Source organism: Sphingopyxis soli, from assembly GCF_018682675.1.
Taxonomy (GTDB): Bacteria; Pseudomonadota; Alphaproteobacteria; order Sphingomonadales; family Sphingomonadaceae; genus Sphingopyxis; species Sphingopyxis soli.
Genome location: NZ_JAFMTR010000087.1, coordinates 1 through 20,460 on the forward strand (window position 1 = coordinate 1; position 20,460 = coordinate 20,460).

25 protein-coding genes are annotated in these 20,460 nt (G+C 66.7%); 17 read left to right on the forward strand and 8 right to left on the reverse strand.

The window, feature by feature from the left end; genetic code table 11:
* Window positions 1–144: 144 nt before the first annotated feature.
* The 3 genes from rpsI to J1N50_RS13520 form a co-directional block, all read right to left on the reverse strand.
* A complete protein-coding gene (rpsI, locus tag J1N50_RS13510; protein ID WP_215354308.1) occupies window positions 145–642 on the reverse strand; it encodes a 30S ribosomal protein S9 in 498 nt (165 codons plus the stop codon).
* A complete protein-coding gene (rplM, locus tag J1N50_RS13515; protein ID WP_215354310.1) occupies window positions 642–1,121 on the reverse strand; it encodes a 50S ribosomal protein L13 in 480 nt (159 codons plus the stop codon). The genes rpsI and rplM overlap by 1 nt, the downstream gene beginning before the upstream one ends.
* Before the next feature lie 306 nt (window positions 1,122–1,427).
* On the reverse strand, window positions 1,428–2,471 hold the full coding sequence (locus J1N50_RS13520) for a COX15/CtaA family protein (protein ID WP_215354312.1): 1,044 nt from the start codon (window positions 2,469–2,471) through the stop codon (window positions 1,428–1,430).
* Between the two features lie 87 nt (window positions 2,472–2,558).
* Here J1N50_RS13520 and J1N50_RS13525 point away from each other — a divergent pair, with 87 nt between their 5' ends.
* The 6 genes from J1N50_RS13525 (at window position 2,559) to galU (ending at window position 7,501) form a co-directional block, all read left to right on the forward strand.
* The gene (locus J1N50_RS13525) at window positions 2,559–3,551 is read left to right on the forward strand and encodes a M48 family metallopeptidase (RefSeq protein WP_215354321.1); all 993 of its coding nucleotides are present in this window, start codon (window positions 2,559–2,561) and stop codon (window positions 3,549–3,551) included.
* Between the two features lie 57 nt (window positions 3,552–3,608).
* Window positions 3,609–4,142 carry a peptide-methionine (S)-S-oxide reductase MsrA gene (msrA, locus tag J1N50_RS13530; RefSeq protein WP_215354323.1) on the forward strand — a complete coding sequence of 178 codons (534 nt, stop codon included), beginning with the start codon at window positions 3,609–3,611 and terminating at the stop codon, window positions 4,140–4,142.
* 138 nt (window positions 4,143–4,280) lie between these two features.
* Window positions 4,281–4,817, forward strand: coding sequence for a regulatory sequestration protein YfiR (gene yfiR / locus J1N50_RS13535; RefSeq protein WP_343227883.1), 537 nt, complete (start codon window positions 4,281–4,283; stop codon window positions 4,815–4,817).
* A complete protein-coding gene (gene dgcN / locus J1N50_RS13540) occupies window positions 4,814–6,058 on the forward strand; it encodes a diguanylate cyclase DgcN/YfiN (protein WP_215354333.1) in 1,245 nt (414 codons plus the stop codon). Before yfiR ends, dgcN begins: the two co-directional genes overlap by 4 nt.
* Before the next feature lies 1 nt (window position 6,059).
* Entirely contained in the window at window positions 6,060–6,563 is a 504-nt protein-coding gene (gene yfiB, locus J1N50_RS13545) for an outer membrane lipoprotein YfiB (RefSeq protein ID WP_343227884.1), read from the forward strand.
* Window positions 6,564–6,637: 74 nt separating this feature from the next.
* Window positions 6,638–7,501, forward strand: a complete 864-nt coding sequence (gene galU, locus J1N50_RS13550) for a UTP--glucose-1-phosphate uridylyltransferase GalU (protein ID WP_215354335.1) — start codon at window positions 6,638–6,640, stop codon at window positions 7,499–7,501.
* 34 nt (window positions 7,502–7,535) lie between these two features.
* Here the strand turns inward: galU and aqpZ are convergent, their stop codons facing one another.
* Window positions 7,536–8,261 carry an aquaporin Z gene (aqpZ, locus tag J1N50_RS13555; protein ID WP_215354337.1) on the reverse strand — a complete coding sequence of 242 codons (726 nt, stop codon included), beginning with the start codon at window positions 8,259–8,261 and terminating at the stop codon, window positions 7,536–7,538.
* Window positions 8,262–8,348: 87 nt separating this feature from the next.
* On the reverse strand, window positions 8,349–9,650 hold the full coding sequence (locus J1N50_RS13560) for a methyl-accepting chemotaxis protein (protein ID WP_246553493.1): 1,302 nt from the start codon (window positions 9,648–9,650) through the stop codon (window positions 8,349–8,351).
* 182 nt (window positions 9,651–9,832) lie between these two features.
* Here J1N50_RS13560 and J1N50_RS13565 point away from each other — a divergent pair, with 182 nt between their 5' ends.
* Window positions 9,833–10,138, forward strand: coding sequence for a hypothetical protein (locus J1N50_RS13565; protein ID WP_215354339.1), 306 nt, complete (start codon window positions 9,833–9,835; stop codon window positions 10,136–10,138).
* Window positions 10,139–10,161: 23 nt separating this feature from the next.
* Here the strand turns inward: J1N50_RS13565 and J1N50_RS13570 are convergent, their stop codons facing one another.
* Window positions 10,162–10,830: a S24 family peptidase gene (locus J1N50_RS13570; protein ID WP_215354341.1), complete on the reverse strand. Its 669-nt coding sequence runs from the start codon at window positions 10,828–10,830 to the stop codon at window positions 10,162–10,164.
* Between the two features lie 98 nt (window positions 10,831–10,928).
* Here J1N50_RS13570 and J1N50_RS13575 point away from each other — a divergent pair, with 98 nt between their 5' ends.
* Together J1N50_RS13575 and J1N50_RS13580 are read left to right on the forward strand one after the other, a co-directional pair.
* A complete protein-coding gene (locus J1N50_RS13575) occupies window positions 10,929–11,213 on the forward strand; it encodes a hypothetical protein (RefSeq protein WP_343227885.1) in 285 nt (94 codons plus the stop codon).
* A complete protein-coding gene (locus J1N50_RS13580; protein WP_246553494.1) occupies window positions 11,210–11,521 on the forward strand; it encodes a hypothetical protein in 312 nt (103 codons plus the stop codon). Before J1N50_RS13575 ends, J1N50_RS13580 begins: the two co-directional genes overlap by 4 nt.
* A 10-nt stretch (window positions 11,522–11,531) precedes the next feature.
* Here the strand turns inward: J1N50_RS13580 and J1N50_RS13585 are convergent, their stop codons facing one another.
* Both J1N50_RS13585 and J1N50_RS13590 read right to left on the reverse strand, forming a co-directional pair.
* Complete coding sequence (locus J1N50_RS13585; RefSeq protein WP_215354343.1) at window positions 11,532–12,368, reverse strand: hypothetical protein; 837 nt, start codon at window positions 12,366–12,368, stop codon at window positions 11,532–11,534.
* Window positions 12,369–12,425: 57 nt separating this feature from the next.
* Window positions 12,426–13,646: a TIGR04063 family PEP-CTERM/XrtA system glycosyltransferase gene (locus J1N50_RS13590; protein WP_215354345.1), complete on the reverse strand. Its 1,221-nt coding sequence runs from the start codon at window positions 13,644–13,646 to the stop codon at window positions 12,426–12,428.
* Between the two features lie 108 nt (window positions 13,647–13,754).
* Here J1N50_RS13590 and J1N50_RS13595 point away from each other — a divergent pair, with 108 nt between their 5' ends.
* From J1N50_RS13595 to J1N50_RS13630, 8 genes are all read left to right on the forward strand, one after another.
* Entirely contained in the window at window positions 13,755–13,919 is a 165-nt protein-coding gene (locus tag J1N50_RS13595) for a hypothetical protein (RefSeq protein WP_215354347.1), read from the forward strand.
* Window positions 13,912–15,294, forward strand: coding sequence for a putative O-glycosylation ligase, exosortase A system-associated (locus J1N50_RS13600; protein ID WP_215354350.1), 1,383 nt, complete (start codon window positions 13,912–13,914; stop codon window positions 15,292–15,294). Before J1N50_RS13595 ends, J1N50_RS13600 begins: the two co-directional genes overlap by 8 nt.
* 37 nt (window positions 15,295–15,331) lie before the next feature.
* Window positions 15,332–16,342 carry a DNA topoisomerase IB gene (locus tag J1N50_RS13605; RefSeq protein WP_215354353.1) on the forward strand — a complete coding sequence of 337 codons (1,011 nt, stop codon included), beginning with the start codon at window positions 15,332–15,334 and terminating at the stop codon, window positions 16,340–16,342.
* Between the two features lie 17 nt (window positions 16,343–16,359).
* Window positions 16,360–17,574, forward strand: coding sequence for a mechanosensitive ion channel family protein (locus tag J1N50_RS13610; protein WP_343227886.1), 1,215 nt, complete (start codon window positions 16,360–16,362; stop codon window positions 17,572–17,574).
* Window positions 17,575–17,669: 95 nt separating this feature from the next.
* Complete coding sequence (locus J1N50_RS13615) at window positions 17,670–18,128, forward strand: MaoC family dehydratase (RefSeq protein WP_215354357.1); 459 nt, start codon at window positions 17,670–17,672, stop codon at window positions 18,126–18,128.
* Between the two features lie 63 nt (window positions 18,129–18,191).
* Window positions 18,192–19,373, forward strand: coding sequence for an acetyl-CoA C-acyltransferase (locus J1N50_RS13620; RefSeq protein ID WP_215354359.1), 1,182 nt, complete (start codon window positions 18,192–18,194; stop codon window positions 19,371–19,373).
* Between the two features lies 1 nt (window position 19,374).
* Window positions 19,375–19,959 carry a carboxymuconolactone decarboxylase family protein gene (locus tag J1N50_RS13625; protein WP_215354361.1) on the forward strand — a complete coding sequence of 195 codons (585 nt, stop codon included), beginning with the start codon at window positions 19,375–19,377 and terminating at the stop codon, window positions 19,957–19,959.
* An 18-nt stretch (window positions 19,960–19,977) separates the two neighbouring features.
* Window positions 19,978–20,268 (forward strand): putative quinol monooxygenase, encoded by a 291-nt coding sequence (locus J1N50_RS13630; RefSeq protein WP_215354363.1) that lies wholly within the window; start codon window positions 19,978–19,980, stop codon window positions 20,266–20,268.
* Window positions 20,269–20,460: the final 192 nt, after the last annotated feature.

A 20,460-nucleotide genomic window follows, 5' to 3' on the forward strand; every position in this document is an offset into this window, starting at 1 on the left:
GATGCAAGGCCCGGCCATGGATGCTGAAACAAGTTCAGCATGACGAGAATTGAAAGGCTGGAAACCACCCCTAAGCCGACACGAAAAAGGGCGGCCCGTTGCCGGACCGCCCCTTCCTTCTCCACCCGTCGGCGGAAGAAACTTTTAGCGCTTCGAGAACTGGAAGCTGCGGCGGGCCTTCGCCTTGCCGTACTTCTTACGCTCGACCGCACGGCTGTCGCGGGTCAGGAAGCCGGCCGCCTTGACCGGGCTGCGCAGCGCCGGTTCGAAGCGGGTCAGCGCCTGTGCGATGCCGTGCAGAACCGCACCGGCCTGGCCCGACAGGCCACCGCCCTTGACGGTCGCGATCACGTCATACTGGCCAGTGCGTTCGGTCAGGCCGAAGGGCTGGTTGATGACGAGGCGCAGCGTCGGGCGCGCGAAATAGACTTCCTGGTCGCGGCCGTTGACGGTGATCTTGCCCGTGCCGGGCTTGACCCACACGCGCGCGACGGCGTCCTTGCGGCGGCCGGTTGCATAGGCCCGGCCCTGCTTGTCCACCTGCTTCTCGCGAAGCGGGGCCGTCGGAGCGGCCGGAGCGGCGGTGCCTTCGACGGCGCCGGCGAGATCCTTGAGATCGGTCATGGTCTGTTCGTCGGCCATTATGCACCCACCTTGTTCTTGCGGTTCATCGACGCGATGTCGATCACTTCGGGGCTCTGCCCTTCGTGCGGATGTTCGGCGCCCGCGAAAATGCGGAGGTTGCGCATCTGCTGGCGGCCGAGCGGGCCGCGCGGGATCATGCGTTCGACGGCCTTTTCGAGCACGCGCTCGGGGAAACGGCCTTCCAGAATCTTCTGGGGGCTGGTTTCCTTGATGCCGCCGGCATAGCCGGTGTGCTTGTAATAGCGCTTGTCCTGCAGCTTTTTGCCGGTGAACGCCACCTTCTCGGCGTTGATGACGATGACATTGTCACCGCAATCGACGTGCGGGGTGAACGACGGCTTGTGCTTGCCGCGCAGGATGTTGGCGATGATCGATGCGACGCGGCCCACGACGAGACCGTCGGCGTCGATCAGCACCCATTTCTTTTCGACCGTGGCGGCATTGGCCGAAGCGGTCGTCTTGGTCAGCGCCTTCATGGCACGCTCCTTGACAGATATGGACCGGAGCGCCCCGGCCTCATTGCCGGCCGCCCCGAAACAAACCGCGCCGCCTGTCGCAAATGGACGCAGCGGCGCTTCGGAGCGGGCCAATGGCGGCAAATGCAGCGAAAGTCAATGATTCGGCGGCTTTGCTGACGGGTATTATGATACCGCGCAATTATCTGTCGATATCGAGCGCGCGTATCTGCCCCGCGGAGGGCTGTCGTTCGCCGCCCGCCGGAGCGGGCGCACGACGCGCAGCAGGACCGGACTGCCCCGCGAGCAGCAGCAGGGCCGCAGCGATCATGCGGCGGTGCGGCCCAGACGGTGCAGCGACGCCGCGGTCGTCGCGACGAGAATCGCGCCCGTGACCTGGTGCAGCACCGCGATCCACATCGACACGCCGGTGACGACGGTCAGGATGCCGAGGGTCATCTGCGCCGCGACGACGAGGGTCAGCAGCAACGCCTCGGTCCGCGCGCCGCGTCGGCCGAGGGTACGCGCGAGCAGCAGCAGCGCGATCGCGGCCGCCCACGACCACCAGCGATGAAGGAAATGGAGGAGAAAGGGATCGTTGGTGAAGGCGAACCAGGCGCCGCGGGTCCAGTCGATCCCCTCGGGCACGAAATGGTCGTTCATCGACGGCCATGTGCTGGCAACGTAGCCCGCATTGAGTCCGGCAACCCATGCGCCGAGCAGCAACTGGACGAAGAGGATCGCAATCACGGCCCACGCAACGCCGGTCAGCCGCGGCCTGACGGCCGCGGGATCGCGCGCCATCAACGCGAAATCGCGGGCGGTCCAGACCAGCGCCGCGAGCAGAAAGAGCGCGGTCAGCAAATGGAGCGACAGCCGGAAGTGGCTGACGTCGGTCCGGTCGACGAGGCCCGAGGCGACCATCCACCAGCCGATCGCGCCCTGCAGCCCCACCAGCGCCGCGAGGCCGAGCAGGCGCGCGCCATATCCCGCAGGGATCGCCCGCCGCCAGGCGAAGAAGGCAAGCGGCACGAGCAGCGCGATACCGACGAGCCGACCGAGGATGCGGTGCAGCCATTCCCAGAAAAAAATGCCCTTGAACGCCGCCAGCGACATTCCGGCATTGATCTCCTTATACTCGGGGATCTGCTTGTATTTCTCGAATTCGGCCTGCCAGCCCGCCTCGGTGAGCGGCGGGAGGACGCCCGACACCGGCTTCCACTCGGTGATCGACAGCCCCGATTCGGTAAGGCGGGTGATGCCGCCGACCGCAACGACCATGATCACGAGCAGCGCGACGGCCCGGAGCCAGCGGGACAGGGCGGCGGGACGAGGGGTGGGGGGCCGGACGGCCACGGAGGCTTGCGTCATCGCCTCGCCCTATCGCCGCTTGTCTGCCGATAGGCAAGAGGGCGAAAATTCATGGCCGCGACAGGCGCGGGTTGATAAGCGGCAGCCATGCGTCCCCGCCTCCGTTCGTTTGCGATCCTGATCGGCCTTGCGTCCGCCGCCCCCGCTTGGGCGTCGGCGGACGCGCCCGCCGCCGGCTATACCCTGCTCGCCCGGCAGGAAGCGCGCGTCGCGACGATCGGCTTTCGCCTGACCACCGCCAACGCCGCCTGGTGCCCCGCGATCCAGCCGCAGTTCGGCTGGATATTGGGCGACCCCCGGCTTTATGACGCGCGCGACCGCGCCGAGGCCTTGGCCGCCTATCATGCCGGCGATGCCGACACGGCCTTTGTCGCCGCGGTGGCGCCGGGATCGCCCGCCGCGACCGCAGGGCTGCGCACCGGCGCCGCGATCGGCGCCATCAACGGCCAGCCGGTGGATGTGGCAGAGGGGAACGACGCCTTTGCGCGCATCACCGCCCTCGAAAGACTCTTCGCCGCGCTGCCGCCGCGCGCCCGTGCGACGATCGCCGGGATCGGCGGTCAGGCCGCCACGATCGACCCTGTCCCCGGCTGCGCCAGCGACTTCCGCGTCAATGCGCGCGCGGCGGCGGCGGGCGGCGCCGACGGTCGCCTTGTCGTAGTCAGCGCGGGGCTCGTCGATTTCGCAGCGAGCGATGATGAGCTTGCCGCCGCGATCGCGCACGAGCTTGCGCACAATATCCTCCGCCATCGTGCGCGGCTCGACGCGGCGGGGGTCGACCGCGGACTCGGCAAGCAATTCGGCCGCAGCGCGCGCCTGTTCAAGCAGACCGAAGTCGAGGCCGACCGGCTGTCGGCATGGCTGCTCGCCGGGGCGGGCTATGACCCGGCGGCGACCATCCGCTTCTGGTCCCGGTTCGGCCAGCGCAAGGGCGCGCCGCCGTTCCAGGCCGCGACGCATCCGCACTGGCGCGACCGGGTCGCCTCCTTAGATGAGGAAATTCGCGCGATCGACCGCGCGCGAACGGCGGGTCAATCCTTGAAACCGCCGCTGATCGACGCGCCTCCGCCCTTGGAATAGGACGAGGCGCACCTTATTTACCGTGCATCCCCTCCCCCCCACCAAAGGAACCATGCCATGACCCGTGAAACCGCGATCTTTGCCGGAGGATGCTTCTGGTGCACCGAGGCGGTCTTCCAGTCGCTGGCAGGCGTGGAGAAGGTCGAGAGCGGCTATATCGGCGGCACGACGGCGAACCCCACCTACAAACAGGTGTGCGGCGGCGACACCGGCCATGCCGAGGCGATCCGCATCAGCTTCGATCCCGCGGTCATTTCCTATGCCGATCTGCTCGACGTCTTTTTCGCGACGCACGACCCGACGCAGCTCAACCGGCAGGGCAACGATATCGGCACCCAGTATCGCAGTGCGATCTTCCCGCTCGACGCGGGACAGGAAGAAGCGGCGCGTGCGGGCATCGCGCGCGCCGCGACCGACTGGCCCGCGCCGATCGTCACGACGATCGAGCCCGCATCGACCTGGTATCCGGCCGAAGACTATCATCAGGCCTATTGGGACGGCGAAGGCCAGCGCAATCCCTATTGCATGGCGGTCATTCCGCCCAAGCTCGCCAAGCTGCGCAAAGGGTTCGCCGAGCGGCTGCGCGCCTGAAAAGAACCAAAATGGCGGCAGACTGTTGCAATATGGCCGCATGACGTCACATTTCCTTGACTTTGCGGCAGTTTAGACTAGCGGACCCCGCCCAACGGGGGCAGGGTGCCCCCATGGCGCGGTGAGGGGTCGCTGTCGGTGTTTGTTTCGCTTCTTCTGGTCGGATCGTCGCTGGCGGCACCGCAGCTGGCGATGGAAGCGGCGAGCCAGACGATCGTCGACGACAACGCCGCCGGACTCTCCACCGGGGTCAACCGGATCATCGGCGGAATCATCAGCTATGCGCGCTGGCCCGCCGACCTGCCGCGCACGCCGCGCACCATGTGCGTCGCGGGCACGCCGCAGCTGACCGATCACATCGCGCCCGCCGTTCCGGGCGGAAAGAGCATTGCGGTGCGACGCCTTTCCGCGCCCGCCAACGGCAGCGGCTGCGACATCCTGTTCCTCGGCAGAATGCCGGCCGCCGACCGGCAGCGCCTGATCGCGTGGGTGCGCGGCCGTCCGGTGCTGACGATCACCGACGACGATCCGGGCTGCAGCTACGGCGCGATGTTCTGCCTCCGCACCCGCGCCCCGGGCGTCAGCTTTTCGGTCAATCTCGACGCCATCGGCCGTGGTCCGCTGCGCATCGATCCCCGCGTGCTCAAGATCGGCAGCGACGGGGATGCCTCATGACCCGCCCGCTCGCACCCCGTGGCCCCGCCCGCCCCGCGGCGCATACGACGCTGCAAAAACTGCTGTCGCGGTTCCATTTCGGGATCACCTTGTTCGCGGTCGCGCTCTCGGGCGTCGCCATCCTGCTTGCGGGCATCACGACGCTGCGCAGCTACGCCGACCGGAACATGGAGCTTGCGACGCGCGTCGGCGCCTATGGCGCCGAACCGGCGCTCGTGTTCAACGACCCCGAGGCGGCGCGCGAGGGACTCGACCCGCTTCGCAGGATCCCGGGGATCGCGCGGCTGCGCGTACTCGATCATCGGGGCCGCCCACTCTACGAATGGCAGTCGCCGAAGGGCGATCCGTCGCCGGTGCTGACCAGCCTGTTCTTTCCGCAGCCCTTTTCGACGACGATCAGACGCAACGGGTCGGTGATCGGGCGCATCGAGATCTGGGGCGATAGCTCGACCCTGATCGACTATGTCCGCATCGGGGCGCTCGCCGGGCTCGGTTGCCTGCTCATCACGGCGCTGGGGACGATCATCCTCGCCCGCCGTTTCGAATATGAGCTGGTCAAGCCGCTGGGCGAGATCGCGACCGTCGCGCACGACGTCCGCCTGCACCGCCGGTTCGACAAGCGCGTCCAGCCGCTCGGGATCGCCGAGCTCGACCGGCTGGGCGGCGACATCAACGCGCTGCTCGACGAGCTTCAAGGCTGGCAGGGCCATATGGAGAGCGAGAGGGCGGTTCTTGCACACCGCGCCTCGCACGACATGCTCACCGCCCTGCCGAACCGCGCCGCGTTCGACGAGCAGCTGGCGGCGCGAATCGAGGATGCGGCGCGGCGCGACCGGCGCTTTGCGCTGCTGTTCATCGACGCCGACAACTTCAAGGCGGCGAACGACAATCATGGTCACGCGGCGGGGGATGCGGTGCTGGTCGCGCTGTCGGCGCGGATCAAGGAGACGCTCCGCAACGGCGATTTCGCCGCGCGCATCGGCGGCGACGAATTCGTCGTGATCGTCGACCCCCTCGATCAGGGACCGGGCGCCGAAGCGATCGCCGCGCGCATCCGCCAAATTGCCGCGCAACCCGTGGCCTTGCCCGGCGGCGCCGACTATCGCCTCGCGATCAGCGTCGGCGCCGCGGTCTATCCCGACGATGGCGACGATGCGGCCCGGCTGCTCACCGCCGCCGACACCGCCATGTATGCCGACAAGCTGACCAACCGGTCGCAGAAGAGACAAGCGGAGACCTGATGTGCGCAAGCCCCTGACCGATTCCGTCCGCAGCCTGGTGCTGATCCTGCTGCCGATATTGCTCGCCGCCTGCCAGACGATGCCCGCGCCCAAGGGATTCACGCCCGCACAGGTCGCGACCTTGAAGGCCGAGGGTTTCGTCGAAACCGGCGACGGCTGGGCGCTGACGATCAACGAACGCCTGCTTTTCGCGACGAACGAAAGCGCGCTGAAGCCCGAACAGATCACAATTCTGGAAACGACAGCAAAGAATCTCGTGTCGGTGGGCATCCTGACCGCGCGGGTCGAGGGTCACACCGATTCGACCGGCACCGCGGCCTACAACCAGACGCTGTCGAAGGCGCGCGCGCAATCGGTGGCGCGAGCGCTTCAGACCAGCGGTATGCGCTTCGATGCCGACCAGATCATCGGTCGCGGCGAAACCATCCCGCTGTCGCCCAACGACACCGCAGAGGGACGGCAGGATAACCGGAGGGTCGTCGTGATCGTGACCCCGCCCGGCTGAAATATTAACCATAACGGCCTAGACGATTGCGCCGGGACGCTCCATTGCCACGCGCGAACAATCGAAGGCCTCGCATGAAACCGATCCGCAAAGCCGTTTTTCCCGTCGCCGGTCTCGGCACCCGCTTCCTTCCTGCCACCAAGGCCATCCCGAAGGAAATGCTGCCGGTGGTCGACCGGCCGCTGATCCAATATGCGGTCGACGAGGCGCGCGAGGCGGGGATCGAGCAGATGATCTTCGTCACCGGCCGCGGCAAGAGCGCGATCGAGGATCATTTCGACATCGCTTTCGAGCTGGAAAAGACGATGTCCGAGCGCGGCAAGGATCTGTCGGTGCTCGCGCCGACGCGGCTCGGGCCCGGCAATTGCGCCTATGTCCGCCAGCAGGAGCCGATGGGGCTTGGCCATGCGATCTGGTGCGCGCGCGATATCGTTGGCGACGAACCCTTTGCGATCTTCCTGCCCGACGAGTTCATGCACGGGTCGCCCGGCTGCATGAAACAGATGGTCGACGCCTATTACAGGGTCGGCGGCAATTTGATCTCGGTGCTGGAGGTGCCGAAGGAGCAAGTCTCCTCCTATGGCGTGATTGCGCCCGGCAAAGCCGACGGCGCCTTGACCGAGGTGAAGGGGCTGGTCGAGAAGCCGAAGGCCGACGAGGCGCCGTCGAACCTGATCATTTCCGGCCGCTATATCTTGCAGCCGGAGGTGATGCGCGTGCTGGAGGGACAGGAAAAGGGCGCGGGCGGCGAAATCCAGCTGACTGATGCGATGGCGTCGATGATCGGAACGCAACCCTTCCACGCCGTTACCTTCGATGGCGCGCGGTACGATTGCGGATCGAAAGCGGGCTATATCCAGGCCAATCTGGCGGTCGCGCTCGGGCGGGCCGACATGGCGGACGAGGTGCGGGCGTTCGCGATCGATCTGCTCAAATAGGCGGGCGGGGGGTTCGCCCCCGCCGGTCGCCTTTCTATTCGCCTTCGATATTGGGCTTCGGAAAGCTGTCGGCGCCGACCTGCCGGTAGAGCCACCCGCCCACCGCCCCGCCGACCAGCGGCGCGAGCCAGAAGAGCCAGAGTTGCTGCAGGGCAAGACCGCCCACGACGAGCGCCGGGCCGGTGCTGCGTGCGGGGTTCACCGACGTGTTGGTGACCGGGATCGAGATGAGATGGATCAAGGTCAGCGCGAGCCCGATCGCGATCGGCGCGAAGCCTGCGGGAGCGCGGCCGTCGGTCGCGCCCATGATTACCCACAGGAAGCCCGCGGTCAGCACGATCTCGACGATCAGCCCCGACCAGATGTCATAGCCACCCGGCGATCCCTCGCCGAAACCGTTGGCGGCAAGGCCGTTGGTCGCAAGGTCATAGGCCGGATTGCCGCTCGCGATATAGAAGAGCAGGAACGCCGCGACGACCGCGCCGAGAAGCTGCGCAATCACATAAAGCGGAATGTCGCGCGCGTCGAAGCGCCCGCCCGCCCAAAGGCCGACGGTGACCGCCGGATTGAGGTGGCAGCCCGAAATATGGCCGATCGCATAGGCCATGGTGACGACGGTCAGGCCGAAAGCGAGCGATACGCCGAGCAGGCCGATCCCGACGTCGGGAAAGGCGGCCGCCAGCACTGCGCTGCCGCATCCGCCGAAGACGAGCCAGAAGGTGCCGATGAATTCGGCCACGCCCTTTTGCACATTGGTCATATGACCCTCCTCCCCACCGGCGGCCACCGACGCCGCCGGCGCTGGGGCGAAGCTATCATGCCTGCGGGGAAGCGCAAACCTCTGGAATCAGGCCGCCGCGACGCTCTCGACGAACTGGCGGGCGCGCTCGTGGAGCGATTGCGCCGCGCGGCCCAGATCCGACGACAGCTCACCGAGCGCCGCCGCGCCCTCGCCCACCGAAGCGGCGCCGCGGCTGATATGCTGGACGCGGCTGTCGATCTCGCGCCCCGCGAACACCGCCTGCTCGACATAGGTCGCGATCGACAGGCTGGTCGCGCTCTGGCCGCTCATCGCCTGATCGATTGTGTCGGAGAAGTCATTGTTAGCGTCGATCGCGCGCTCGACCTCGCGAAAGCCGTCGGCGACCTGCGCAACGATCTCGCGGATGCGTTCGATATAGGGCGTGATGTCGCCCGCCGCCGCGCGTGTCTGGTTTGCGAGCGATTTGACCTCGGCGGCGACCACCGCGAAACCGCGTCCGGCGTCCCCGGCGCGTGCCGCCTCGATCGCGGCATTGAGCGCGAGCATGTTGGTGCGGCTCGCCATGTCGATGATCAGCGCGAGCATCTGTTCGATCGACTGGCTGGCATCCTGCAGCGCCGCCGCGCGGCCGCCGGCGTGGCGCACCTTCTGGTGCGCATCGTGGCGGACCGCGCGGGCGCGCGTTCCGTCGTCGACGATCCGCGCCATGCTCGCTGCGAGTGCGTGACCGCGGTCGCCGAGATCCTGCAAGCCTGCCAGCGTCTGCGCGGTCGCGCCCGCAACCGACAGCGCGTCACGGCCGGTCTGCTCGGCGCGCTGGGACAGGATTTGCGCTACCCCCTCGACCTCGCGCGCGGCTTCGGAGAGCGTGGCGGAGAGCGCGGCGATGTCCTGCTGGAAACGACGCCCGGCCTCGTCGACCCGCGCCATGCGGCCGGCGCGCTCGCGCGCCAGCTCGATCTCGCGCATCATCGCGAGCCGCGCGAGCTGGCTGCCGTCGAGCGTTTCGACAAAGCGTCCCTCGTCGACGAGCACCAGCCCGTCATGGCCGTGTGCGTCCGACGCGCGGCGCAGCAGGCTGGCGGTCGATTCGGAAATGTCGGCGGTGATGCACGGGTCGACCATCGCGTCGATCGACCCGCCGATCGTCGGATTCTGCATCAGCGAAAACCAGTATGGGCAAAAGAGCAGCTCGCGCACGCGCTGTTCGCGGATGATCCCCACGGGTGCGCGCCGCTCGTCGAGGATCGCAAGCAGGCGCAGCTCGGGATTGCCGCGAAACGCCTCGATCACGTCGGACAGCGATGCATCGGCGCCGATCGCGACCGCATGACCCGATGCGGGCTCCAGACCGGATGGAACGGGAATAGGCGATACGGCGTTCATCGTCTCTCTTCGGCTAGCGGTCCCTGCCTGGCGCCGGACCTAGCCGCTCATGGTTAAGACGAATTTAACCATTTGTTTCAGTGATGTGACACGGAAGCGCAACGAGGCCGCGATTTACCGCAATCCGCTGTTCAGGTGCGGCCGCCTATGCCATGGACGCCCGTCGCCCAAGGGAGGAAGTCATGCGCGCCATCCTGTTTGCCCTGCTGTCGGCCCCGCTGCTCGGCGGCTGCGTCGGCGCCGTGAAATCGGTCGTCACCGCGCCGGTCAAGGCGGTCGGCCAGGTCGCCGACTGGTCGACGACGAGCCAGGACGAAGCCGACCGCAACCGCGGTCGCGCCATGCGCGAACGCGAGGAACGGCTGGGCAAGCTCTCGCGCCAACACGACAAGGCGGCCCAAAAATGCCGCGACGGCGATGACGAACAATGCCGGCGCGCCGAAGTGCTCGAACAGGAAATCGAAGCGACGATGGCGCAGCCGATCTGATCGGATCGACGCCAGTCGATCAGCTAACGCACCCGCCGCCCGGTCCACACCACCCGACCGACCAGGCGGATTGCGTTGAGGGGCAAATCGTCCCAGCTCCTGTAATGCGGATTGTCGCTGATCACCGACACGCGCCCCGGCCCCGGCGCGCGCGCGACGCGCTTCACCATCAGCACATCGTCCATCCGCAGCACATAGATGCCGTCGCGCAGCCGGCCCGCGGCGTCGCCGCCGTCGACAAGGATATCGTCGCCGTCGCTGAGCGTCGGGGCCATCGAATCGCCCTCGACGCGGATGATGCTGAGCGCGCGCGGGTCGGCGCCGAGGTCGCGGAGCCATTTGGGATCGAACGCGACCTGTCCCTCCACCGTTTCGCCGTCGACACTCGCCCCCGCGCCCGCCGAAGCGCCGATCGCGAGCTTCGGCACCAGCACCATGTCGCCGCCGCGCGATCGCGCCGGCACCGCGACACGCGGCGCAGGGCCGCCGAGCAGCGCTTCCGACACGCCCAGATAGGCGGCGATGCGTGCGCGATCCTCCTCCGCCAGCCGGCGCGGCGAGCCACGCTTGATATATTGCTGGATATAGGCGGGGTTGCGCCCGATGCGCTGCGAGAGCTGCGCATAATCGACGCCCTTTTCGCTCAGCAGGCGGTCGAGCGTGGCGCGCGGGTCGAGATCGAAATCAGTCATGGGTCACCGGAAACTGGTCCTTCCTATTTCGCATATAGCGATAGGATTTTTCCTAGACAAGTAGGAAAATTGGCATCAGATAGGAAATATCCTATCGGATGAGTCGCCTTGGGAATGGGAAGAAAACAGGAGGAACTATGGAGCGAAACCTGCTGCACCGGATCGAGGCCTTTCTGGCCGAATCGCGGATGCCGCCGAGCGTTTTCGGTCGTGCCGCAGCGCACGATCCGCGGCTGGTGAGCGACCTGCGCGGAGGACGCGCGCCCGGTCGCAGCCTGATCTGCCGCGTGGAACATTTCATGAACAAATGGCGTGCCGACTTTCACGCGGGCCGTGTGATGAAGCGGGGCGACCAACGATTCCGTGAGGAGAAGCGCGCATGATCCGCTGGTCGCCCACCGCGCCCGCCCGCCCCGCCTGCCCGCACCGGCGCCTGACCCGCCTGCTCGGCGCCGAGTTGGGTGAAGGCTTTGCGCTCGGCAATTCGACATTGCGGCCTTGGGCGAGCGCCAATTTCGTCGGCGCGCGCCACCTCTTCCGGTGTTCGGGATCGTCGTTCGAAGCTCGCGCACTGCAGGACCGCCTCGCGGCCGTCGAGTGGCGCTTGCCCGGCCATATCGTCGCCGACCTGAGCGTAGAGGCGCTCAGCCCCGACGAATTCACCGTCGAAATATTGACCGTCGAGGATTGAACGCGGTCGCTCAGCCCTGCGTCTGGCGGTTCATCCGCTGCAGCGTGCTAAGCGCGGCTTCGAGCGCGAAGTCGATTTCCGCCTCGCCCTCATCGTCCGCGACAGGGTCATTGACGGGAATCGGAAGCGTCGCCGCGGCCGGCAGGCGCTTGCGCGACAGACCGAGTTCGAGGCGCGCGACCATCGCGCCGAGCGAATTGTCGGCGGGGTCGGGCAGCGCGGGGCCGGTCGAAGCCACGGGCTGCAGCCACGGTTCGGCACCGGGCTCGTCGATTTCGACCGGGGCGAGGTCGGCGAGCACCAGCTCGTCAACCTCGCTCCAGTCTGCCGTCTCGGGAACGGCGGGGCTCAGAAAGGGATCGGGTTCGGGCGAGGTCCCGGTCGGGGCGACCCAGACGCCGAGCCCCTCGGCGGGAAGATCGCGACCGGCGCGGATCGGCGCGCGCGGCAGATCGTCGGGATGCAGGTCAGCGCGGCGGCGCGGCGGGACATAATCGCTCGCCTCTTCCTGCACCGTCCGGCTGGCTCTGCGGCGTAGCGCCGACAGACCCGAGGCCTCGGGTTCCTTGATCAACAGCGCGACGAAGGCGGCAATCAGCGCGGCGATCGCCGACATGGCGAGGGCAAGCGCGAGGCGCGCGCCGTTACCGACGGGCGGCACGAACAGGTCCGACAGGCGGTCGAGATAGAGATTCCAGCTGATTCCCGCGACCCATGCCATCGGGATGACCGCCGCAAACAGGAAGGTGAGCGCGGCAGCGCCGATCACCGCAGGAAGCGTCGGTTGCAGGGCGCGCAGCATCGCCCGCAGGCGGCTTTTCTTCGGCGCTTCGCTATCGTCGTCCATATCGTCCCACGTCTTTCGCACCCTTGGCCCGGTCACTCCGGCCCCGCCGGAATGGCCTCAACCAGTTCGCGACCCCGGATTGCCTAGCAAATTTTGGTAAACAGGTTCGTAACGCAAAATATTCGACGACCAGTTCCGTTCGGCCTCGACAAAAGCGCGCGCCACACGCCGCCGCTCGCCCCACAGCTCGGGCCGCGCGAGCAGACCGGCCAGCGCGGCCGCGATCGCCGCGGGATCGTCGGGCGCGAAGAGCGTGCCCGTCACCCCGTCCTCGATCAGTTCGCGATGCCCGCCGACGTCGGATGCGGCGACAAGCTTGCCCTGCGCCATCGCCTCGAGCGGCTTCAGCGGCGTGACGAGATCGGTCAGGCGCATCTTTTTGCGCGGATAGGCCAGAATATCGATCAGCGAATAATAGCGTTCGACTTGCTCGTGCGGCACGCGGCCGACGAAGAAGATATGCGAGGCGACGGGCGAGGCCGCGGCCTGCGCCTTGAGCGCCGCCTCCATCGGCCCGCCGCCGACCAGCAGCAGGCGCGCGCGGGGCTCGGTGGCGATCAGCGGGGGCATCGCCGCGATCAGGTCGTCGATCCCTTCATAATCGTAAAAGCTGCCGATGAAGCCGATCACCGGATTATCCGCATTCAGGCCCAGCTGGACCGCCAGCGCATCGTCGCGCGGCGGCGGGCTGCCGAACAGGTCGAGGTCGACGCCGTTCGGCGACACGATGATCTTCGCGGGATCGATGCCGCGCGCGACCAGGTCGCCGCGCAGCCCTTCGCAGATCACCGCGACCGCGTCGGCCGATCGCACCGCATGGGTTTCGAGCTGGCGCGTCAGAAAATAGCGTGCGCTGCCTTCGCGTCCGGTCCCGTTGCCGACCGCAGCATCTTCCCAGAAGGCGCGGATCTCATAGATGACCGGGATACCAAGCCGCTTGCCGACGCGGAGCGCCGCCAGCCCGTCCATCACGGGCGAATGCGCGTGGAGCAGGTCGGGTTTCCATTCGGCGACCAGCCCCCCGATCCGCTTCGCCAACGCCCCGATCTCGCGCCATTCGCGTAGCGGCGAAGGCGCAGGCTTGATCGGCGGCGTGCGATGGAAGGTGAGCCCGTCGACCGTTTCCACCCCGGGTCCGGGCAGCGGATGGCGAACGCCCGTCACGCCGGCCACCGCCCACCCCTTCGCGACCTGCGCCTTCATCAGCGCGCGGGTGCGGAAGGTGTAGCCGCTGTGCGCAGGCAGGCTGTGATCGAGGACGTGCAGGATGCGGGTCATGGCCGACCCCTTGGCACACCAGCCTTAACGTGGCGTCAACCCCGTTCTACTATCCTCCCGCGACGACCGGTTTCGCGTCGCGAAGGAAAAGCCAAGGCACGCCGCACGATGGTCGACAATTTCTCGATTGCGCTGACCCATATATTGCTCGCGATCGCGCTGTGGCGCCTGCTTTATCGTGACGATCTCGATCACGAGGTCAGCCCGCGCAAGCTGTGGCAGCAGCGGCACGATGCCGGAATTTCGGCGGGGGATACGCCCCGCGATGCGTGACCTTGCCTTCGTCGCCTTTCTCTTCGCCTTCATCGGGGTCGGCTTTCGCAAGCCGTTCCTGTTCGTGCTGTGCTTTTGCTATATCGACATCGTCGCGCCGCAGAAGCTCAGCTACTTCCTGATCAATTCGATCCCGATCTCGCTTATCGTCTTCGGGCTCGCGATCGTCGGCTGGCTCGTTTTCGACGACAAGCGTGACACGCGCTGGTCCGGTCGGCAGAGCCTGCTCGTGATCCTGCTGCTCTATTGCTGGGCGACGACGGTCAACGCCGATTTCCCGGTCGAGGCACAGGATAAATGGAGCTGGGTTTGGAAAGCGCTCGTCTGGGCGATCTTCCTGCCATTGACCCTGCGCACCAAGCTGCGGATCGAGGCGCTCGCGCTGATCATGTTGCTTTCGGCCGCGGCGATCGCGATCGCCGGGGGGATCAAGACCGCGGCGGGCGGCGGCGGCTATGGCTCGCTGCAATTGCTGCTGAGCGAGAATTACGGGCTCTACGAGGGGTCGATCATGTCGACGGTCGGCATCGCGATCATCCCGCTGATCCTGTGGTACCGCAGGCACGGTACGGTCTTCCAGCCCGACTGGCGCGTCTCGCTTTTCTGCTTCGCGCTGTGCTTCGCCTGCATGTTGCTGCCCGTCGGCACGCAGGCGCGCACCGGCCTCGTCTGCCTGATCGTGCTCGCCATCCTGTCGCTGCGCGCGGTCAGGCACCGCTTGCTCTACATGGTCGGCGCCGGGCTGCTCGCCGCCGCCGCGATCCCCTTCCTGCCGCAAAGCTATACCGCGCGGATGGAGACGATACGCGACCACCGCGCCGACGAATCGGCATCGACGCGCGTCGCGGTGTGGGCGTGGACATGGGAATATGCGAAGGACCACCCCTTCGGCGGCGGCTTCAACGCCTATCTGCAGAACCACCTCCGTGTCGAGCGCGCCGCGAGCAGCAACGCCAACGCCGCGCCCCAGGAGGCGCTGCCATCGGTCTATGAGGACAAGGCGCGCGCCTATCACTCGAGCTATTTCGAGATGCTGGGCGAACAGGGCTATCCCGGTCTGATCCTCTGGCTGGTCCTGCAGGCGGCGGGCCTCTTCCGCATGGAGCAGCTGCGGCGGCGCTACCTCAAGACCCGCCGCGCCGAGGAACAATGGATCGCGCCGCTCGCGACCGCACTGCAGCACGGGCATATCGTTTACATGGTCGGATCGCTGTTCGTTGGCATCGCCTTCCAGCCCTTCATCTACATGATGCTGGCGCTGGAAATCGGGCTTTCGACCTATTGCCGCCGGCGCGAGCAGGAATCGGGGTGGCGGCCGCTGACGGCGCGTCCGGCGCAGGTGCCGACGCGCCACGCCCTTCCGGCCGAACGCTAGCGCGGAACCATCGGCGGGGGCGGGGCGCTATTGCGCCATGTCCTTCGCGCGCCTGATCCATGTCGACGACAGCCTGCCCGGCATCAGCCGCCAGCGCATCGATGGCGGTTGGCGTTACCGCGATGCGCAGGGGCGGATCATCCGCGACGCCGCGGAAATCCGCCGCCTGAATGCGATCGCCCTGCCTCCCGCTTATGAAGATGCGTGGTTCTGTCCCGCGCCGAACGGGCATATCCTCGCGACCGGATATGACGCGCGCGGCCGCAAGCAGTATCGCTATCATCCCGATTTCCGCCTCGCGCAGGACGCCGACAAATATGATCGCTGCGCCGCCTTCGGCCACGCCCTGCCGCTCCTCCGTGCGCGGCTCGCCGACGACCTCGCCCGCCGCACGCTCTGTCGGGAGCGGATCGTGGGCGCGGTCGTCCGGCTGCTCGACCTCGCCGCGCTTCGCGTCGGCAACGAGCAATATGCCGCCGCGAACAAGAGTTTCGGCGCGACGACGCTGCGGCGGCGTCATGCGAAGCTTTCGGGCCAGACGCTCCGCCTCAGCTATCGCGCCAAGGGCGGCTTGATGCGCGAGGTGACGATCAGCGACAGGAACCTTGCGACGCTCGTCCGCCGCCTGCAGGATCTGCCCGGTCAGCATCTGTTCCAATATCGCGACGAGGGTGCGGTCTGCGCCGTCGGCTCCGCCGATGTGAACGCCTATATCCGCGAGGCGATGGGGACCGAATTCAGCGCCAAGCACTTTCGCACCTGGTCGGCGAGCGTCGAGGCCTTCGCCTTCCTCTATGACGCGCCCGAACCGCCGACATTGAAGGCGATGGTCGCCCATGTCGCCGACCGGCTCGGGAACACCCCTGCAGTCGCGCGGAAGGCGTATGTCCACCCGGCGATGATCGCGGCGGCACAGGACCGGCGCGCTTTTGCCGCGGATGCGGGCGCCTTGCCGCGCGCAACCCGATATCTCTCGCGCTACGAACGCGGCTTTCTTGCGTGGCTCGAGCGCGTGCCCGATGCCGCGGTCTTGCTCCGCTCCGCATGATCCGCCAAGAGGACGACGTGACCTTTTCCATCCTGCCCGCCGCCCATCCGGTCGCCACCACGACGGCCGCTGCCGCCAAAGCGCCAGCCGCAGCGACCAATCCGCTCGACGATCTCCGCCATTACTGGGACATCAGCGTCGCGTGGGTGAACAGTCACTGGCTGCAGATCGGCATCGCCGTCGGCGCGGGGCTGCTCATCTATGTCCTGCTTTCGATGGTCCGCACCTTCGCGCTCAAACACGCACAGTCGGCCGAGGGCGACCTGACGTTGACGCACATCGCAGGACGCGTGATTCACAAGACGCGCTCGTCGGTCATCGCGATCATCGCGATCCGCATGGTCGCAGGCTATGCGCAGCCGCCGGCGGCGATCATGCAGACCATCCAGTTCGTCTTCACCGTCGCGGTGGTGCTGCAAGTCGCGATATGGGTGCGCGAGATCATCCTGGGCCTGATCCAGCGCCGCGCCGCCGAGGGAAACAACGAAACGCTCAGCAACGCGATGGGGATCATCCGCCTGCTGATCAGCGTGGCGCTGTTCGCGATCGCGGTGATCGTCATCCTCGACAATATGGGGGTGAACGTCACGGGGCTGATCGCCGGGCTCGGCATCGGCGGCATCGCGATCGGCCTTGCCGCGCAGGGCATTTTCTCCGACCTCTTCGCCTCGCTCTCGATCATCTTCGACCGCCCGTTCCGCGTCGGCGAGACGATCAAATACGACACGAGCACCGCGACGGTCGAGCGCATCGGGCTCAAGAGCACGCGGCTGCGCTCGGTCAACGGCGAGTTGCTGGTGATTTCGAACACCAATCTGCTCGCGAAAGAGATCACCAATTTCGCGCATCTTCACCGCCGCCGCGTCACCTTCACGATCGGCGTCATCTACCAGACCACCCCTGCCATGCTGCGAGACCTCCCCGCGCTGCTCGAGGAGCAGGTCAAAGCTGCCGGCCATGAGTTCATTCGCTCCAGCTTCCTCACCTTCGGCCCGTCGAGCCTCGATTTCGAGCTGCTGTTCGATGTCTTCACCGACGATTTCGAGGCCGTGGTCGCCGCGCGCACCGACGTCGCGATCCGGCTGTTCGAGGCGATGGCGGCGGCCGGATACGAGTTCGCTTACCCGACCCAGACCACCTTTACCGCCGCGCCCGACGGGACGATGATCATGCCCTATGCCGAGTCCCCGAAGCCGAAAGCGAGCGCCGCAAGGACCGCGAAGCCGGGCTGACGTTACGGCACCGTAGCGCAAGTCCTTGGGTCTTGTGCAATGCCGCAAGACAGGCCTAGAACGCGCCCCGAACAAACGATCGGAGGGGATGAATCATGGCCAGCATCACGCCGCAGGAGCTGCAAACCAAGGTCGGGGAACATCTCGGCACGTCCGAATGGGTGCTCGTCGATCAGGATCGCATCAACAAGTTCGCCGAAGCCACCGGCGACTTCCAGTTCATCCATATCGACGAGGAAAAGGCGAAGCTGACGCCCTTCGGCGGGACGATCGCACACGGCTTTCTGACGCTGTCGTTGATCCCGATGCTCGGCGCGAGCACCGACGGACCCAGGATTGCGGGCGTGAAGATGGGCGTCAACTATGGCGGCAACAAAGTCCGCTTCCTGTCCCCCGTCCGGGCCGGCAAACGGATCCGCAGCCATGTCAAACTGCTCGAACTCGAAGAGAAGCGCCCCGGCCAGTGGCAACAGACCAACGAAGTGACGATCGAGATTGAAGGCGAGGAGAAGCCCGCGCTGATCGCCGAATGGATCAGCCAGTTCTTCGTCTGACAAAGTTCATCCGGCCGACCTCCCCCGAAAAGACAACCGGAACCTAGCAGAAGGACCCCTATCATGCGTGACGCCGTCATCGTTTCCACCGCCCGCACCCCGCTGACCAAGGCGGCGCGCGGCTCGTTCAACAACACCCTCGCCCCGACGCTCGGCGCCCATGCGGTCCGCGCCGCGGTCGCGCGCGCCGGGCTCGAAGGCGGCGAGATCGACGACGTCGTCTTCGGCGCCGCGATGCAGCAGGGTTCGCAAACCATGAACGTCGCGCGCCTGATCGCGCTGCGTTCGGGCCTGCCCGTCACCGTCCCCGGCATGTCGATCGACCGCCAGTGCTCGTCGGGGCTGATGACGATCGCGACCGCGGCGAAGCAGATCATCGTCGACCGCCAGGACATCGCGGTCGCCGGCGGCATCGAGTCGATCTCGAAGGTCAGCGGCAGCGGCAAAGTGTTCATCGAGACCGATGCCGAGCTGATCGCGATGCACAAGGACACCTATATGCCGATGATCGGCACCGCCGAGGTCGTCGCCAAGCGTTACAACATCAGCCGCGAGTATCAGGATGAATATTCGCTCCAGTCGCAGCAGCGCACCGCCGCCGCACAGGCTGCGGGCAAATATGACGACGAAATCGTCGCCTGCCCCGCCACCATGGCGGTGGTGAACAAGGAAACGAAGGAAGTCACCTTCCGGGACGTCGTCGCCGACAAGGACGAGTGCAACCGTCCCGACACCACGCTCGAAGGGCTCGCCAGTCTGAAGCCGGTGATGGGCGAAGGCCACACGATCACCGCGGGCAACGCCAGCCAGCTCGCCGACGGCGCGTCGGCGTGCGTCGTGATGGAAGCCAAGGTCGCCGAGAAGCGCGGCCTCCAGCCGCTGGGCCGTTACGTCGGCATGGCGGTCGCGGGCACCGAGCCCGACGAAATGGGCATCGGCCCGGTCTTCGCGATCCCCAAGCTGCTCGAACGCTTCGAGCTCAAGATGGACGACATCGGCCTTTGGGAACTCAACGAAGCCTTCGCGGTGCAGGTCCTCTACTGCCGCGACAAGCTCGGCATTCCGAACGAGCTGCTCAACGTCAATGGCGGCTCGATCTCGATCGGCCACCCCTTCGGCATGACCGGCGCGCGCTGCGTCGGCCACGCGCTGATCGAAGGCAAGCGCCGCGGCGTGAAATATGCCGTCGTCACGATGTGCATCGGTGGCGGCCAGGGTGCGGCGGGCCTGTTCGAGGTCTTCTGATTTGCGCCTGAGCCAACCGCGTATCGAGCCGGTCGATTTGGGCCGGCTCGATGCCGACCAGCGCGCGGCGCTGTCGCCCTTCCTCGACAATGGGGGCGGCAAGGTCGGTGGCGGACGGGTTCTCAACATCTTCCGCACGCTGGCGCACGCGCCGACGGCGCTGACCGCCTTCCTCGGCTGGGGCAGCTATATCCTGTCGCGCCGCAGCGCGCTCAGCCCGCGCGACCGCGAACTCGTCATCCTGCGCACCGGCTACAATTGCCGCTCGGGTTACGAGTGGACCCAGCACAAGCGCATCGGGCTCGACAGCGGTCTCAGCGAGGCGGAGATCGAACGAATCAAGGCGGGGCCCGAGGCCGACGGCTGGAGCGCGATCGACCGCGCAATGCTCCGCGCGACCGATGACCTCACCTCGGACCATTTCGTAAGCGAAGCAAATTGGGCCGCGCTTGCGCCACTGGGCGACAAGGGCCGCATGGATCTGGTGATGACCGTCGGCCAGTACACGCAGGTTTCGATGATGCTGAACAGCTTCGGCATCCAGGTGGAAGACGGCTGGGAGGTCGATCCCGACCTCAAGGCCTGAGCATTCAGGGAGAGATATATGAGCGGCATCGGAGTTATCGCGACCATCCGCGTTCTACCCGGCAAGGAAGCCGAGTTCGAGGGCGTCTTCGCCGAACTCGCCCCCGCCGTGCGCGCGAACGAGCCCGGCAACAGCTATTACAAGCTGTTCCGCACCGCCGACGCCGGCGTGTACAAGGTCCTCGAATGCTATGACGACGAGGCCGCGATCGCCGCGCACCGGGCGTCGGACCACTTCCGCACCCTCGGCGCCAAGCTCGGTCCGTGCCTGGCGGGCGCGCCCGAAATCGAAAGCATGCCCGCGGTCTGAGGGCATCTGCCTTAAAGCGGCGTAGGGCCGTTTCCGGCCGATGCTGACCTATCTTTCCTCGTCACCCTGGCTGCGGCGATGGCCTCGCTGTTTCAGGGTCCATGGTCTGCCGTTTCCTTCGGCGCGGCACCGGATGCAAGGCCCGGCCATGGATGCTGAAACAGCGAGGCCATCGCCGCAGCCAGCATGACG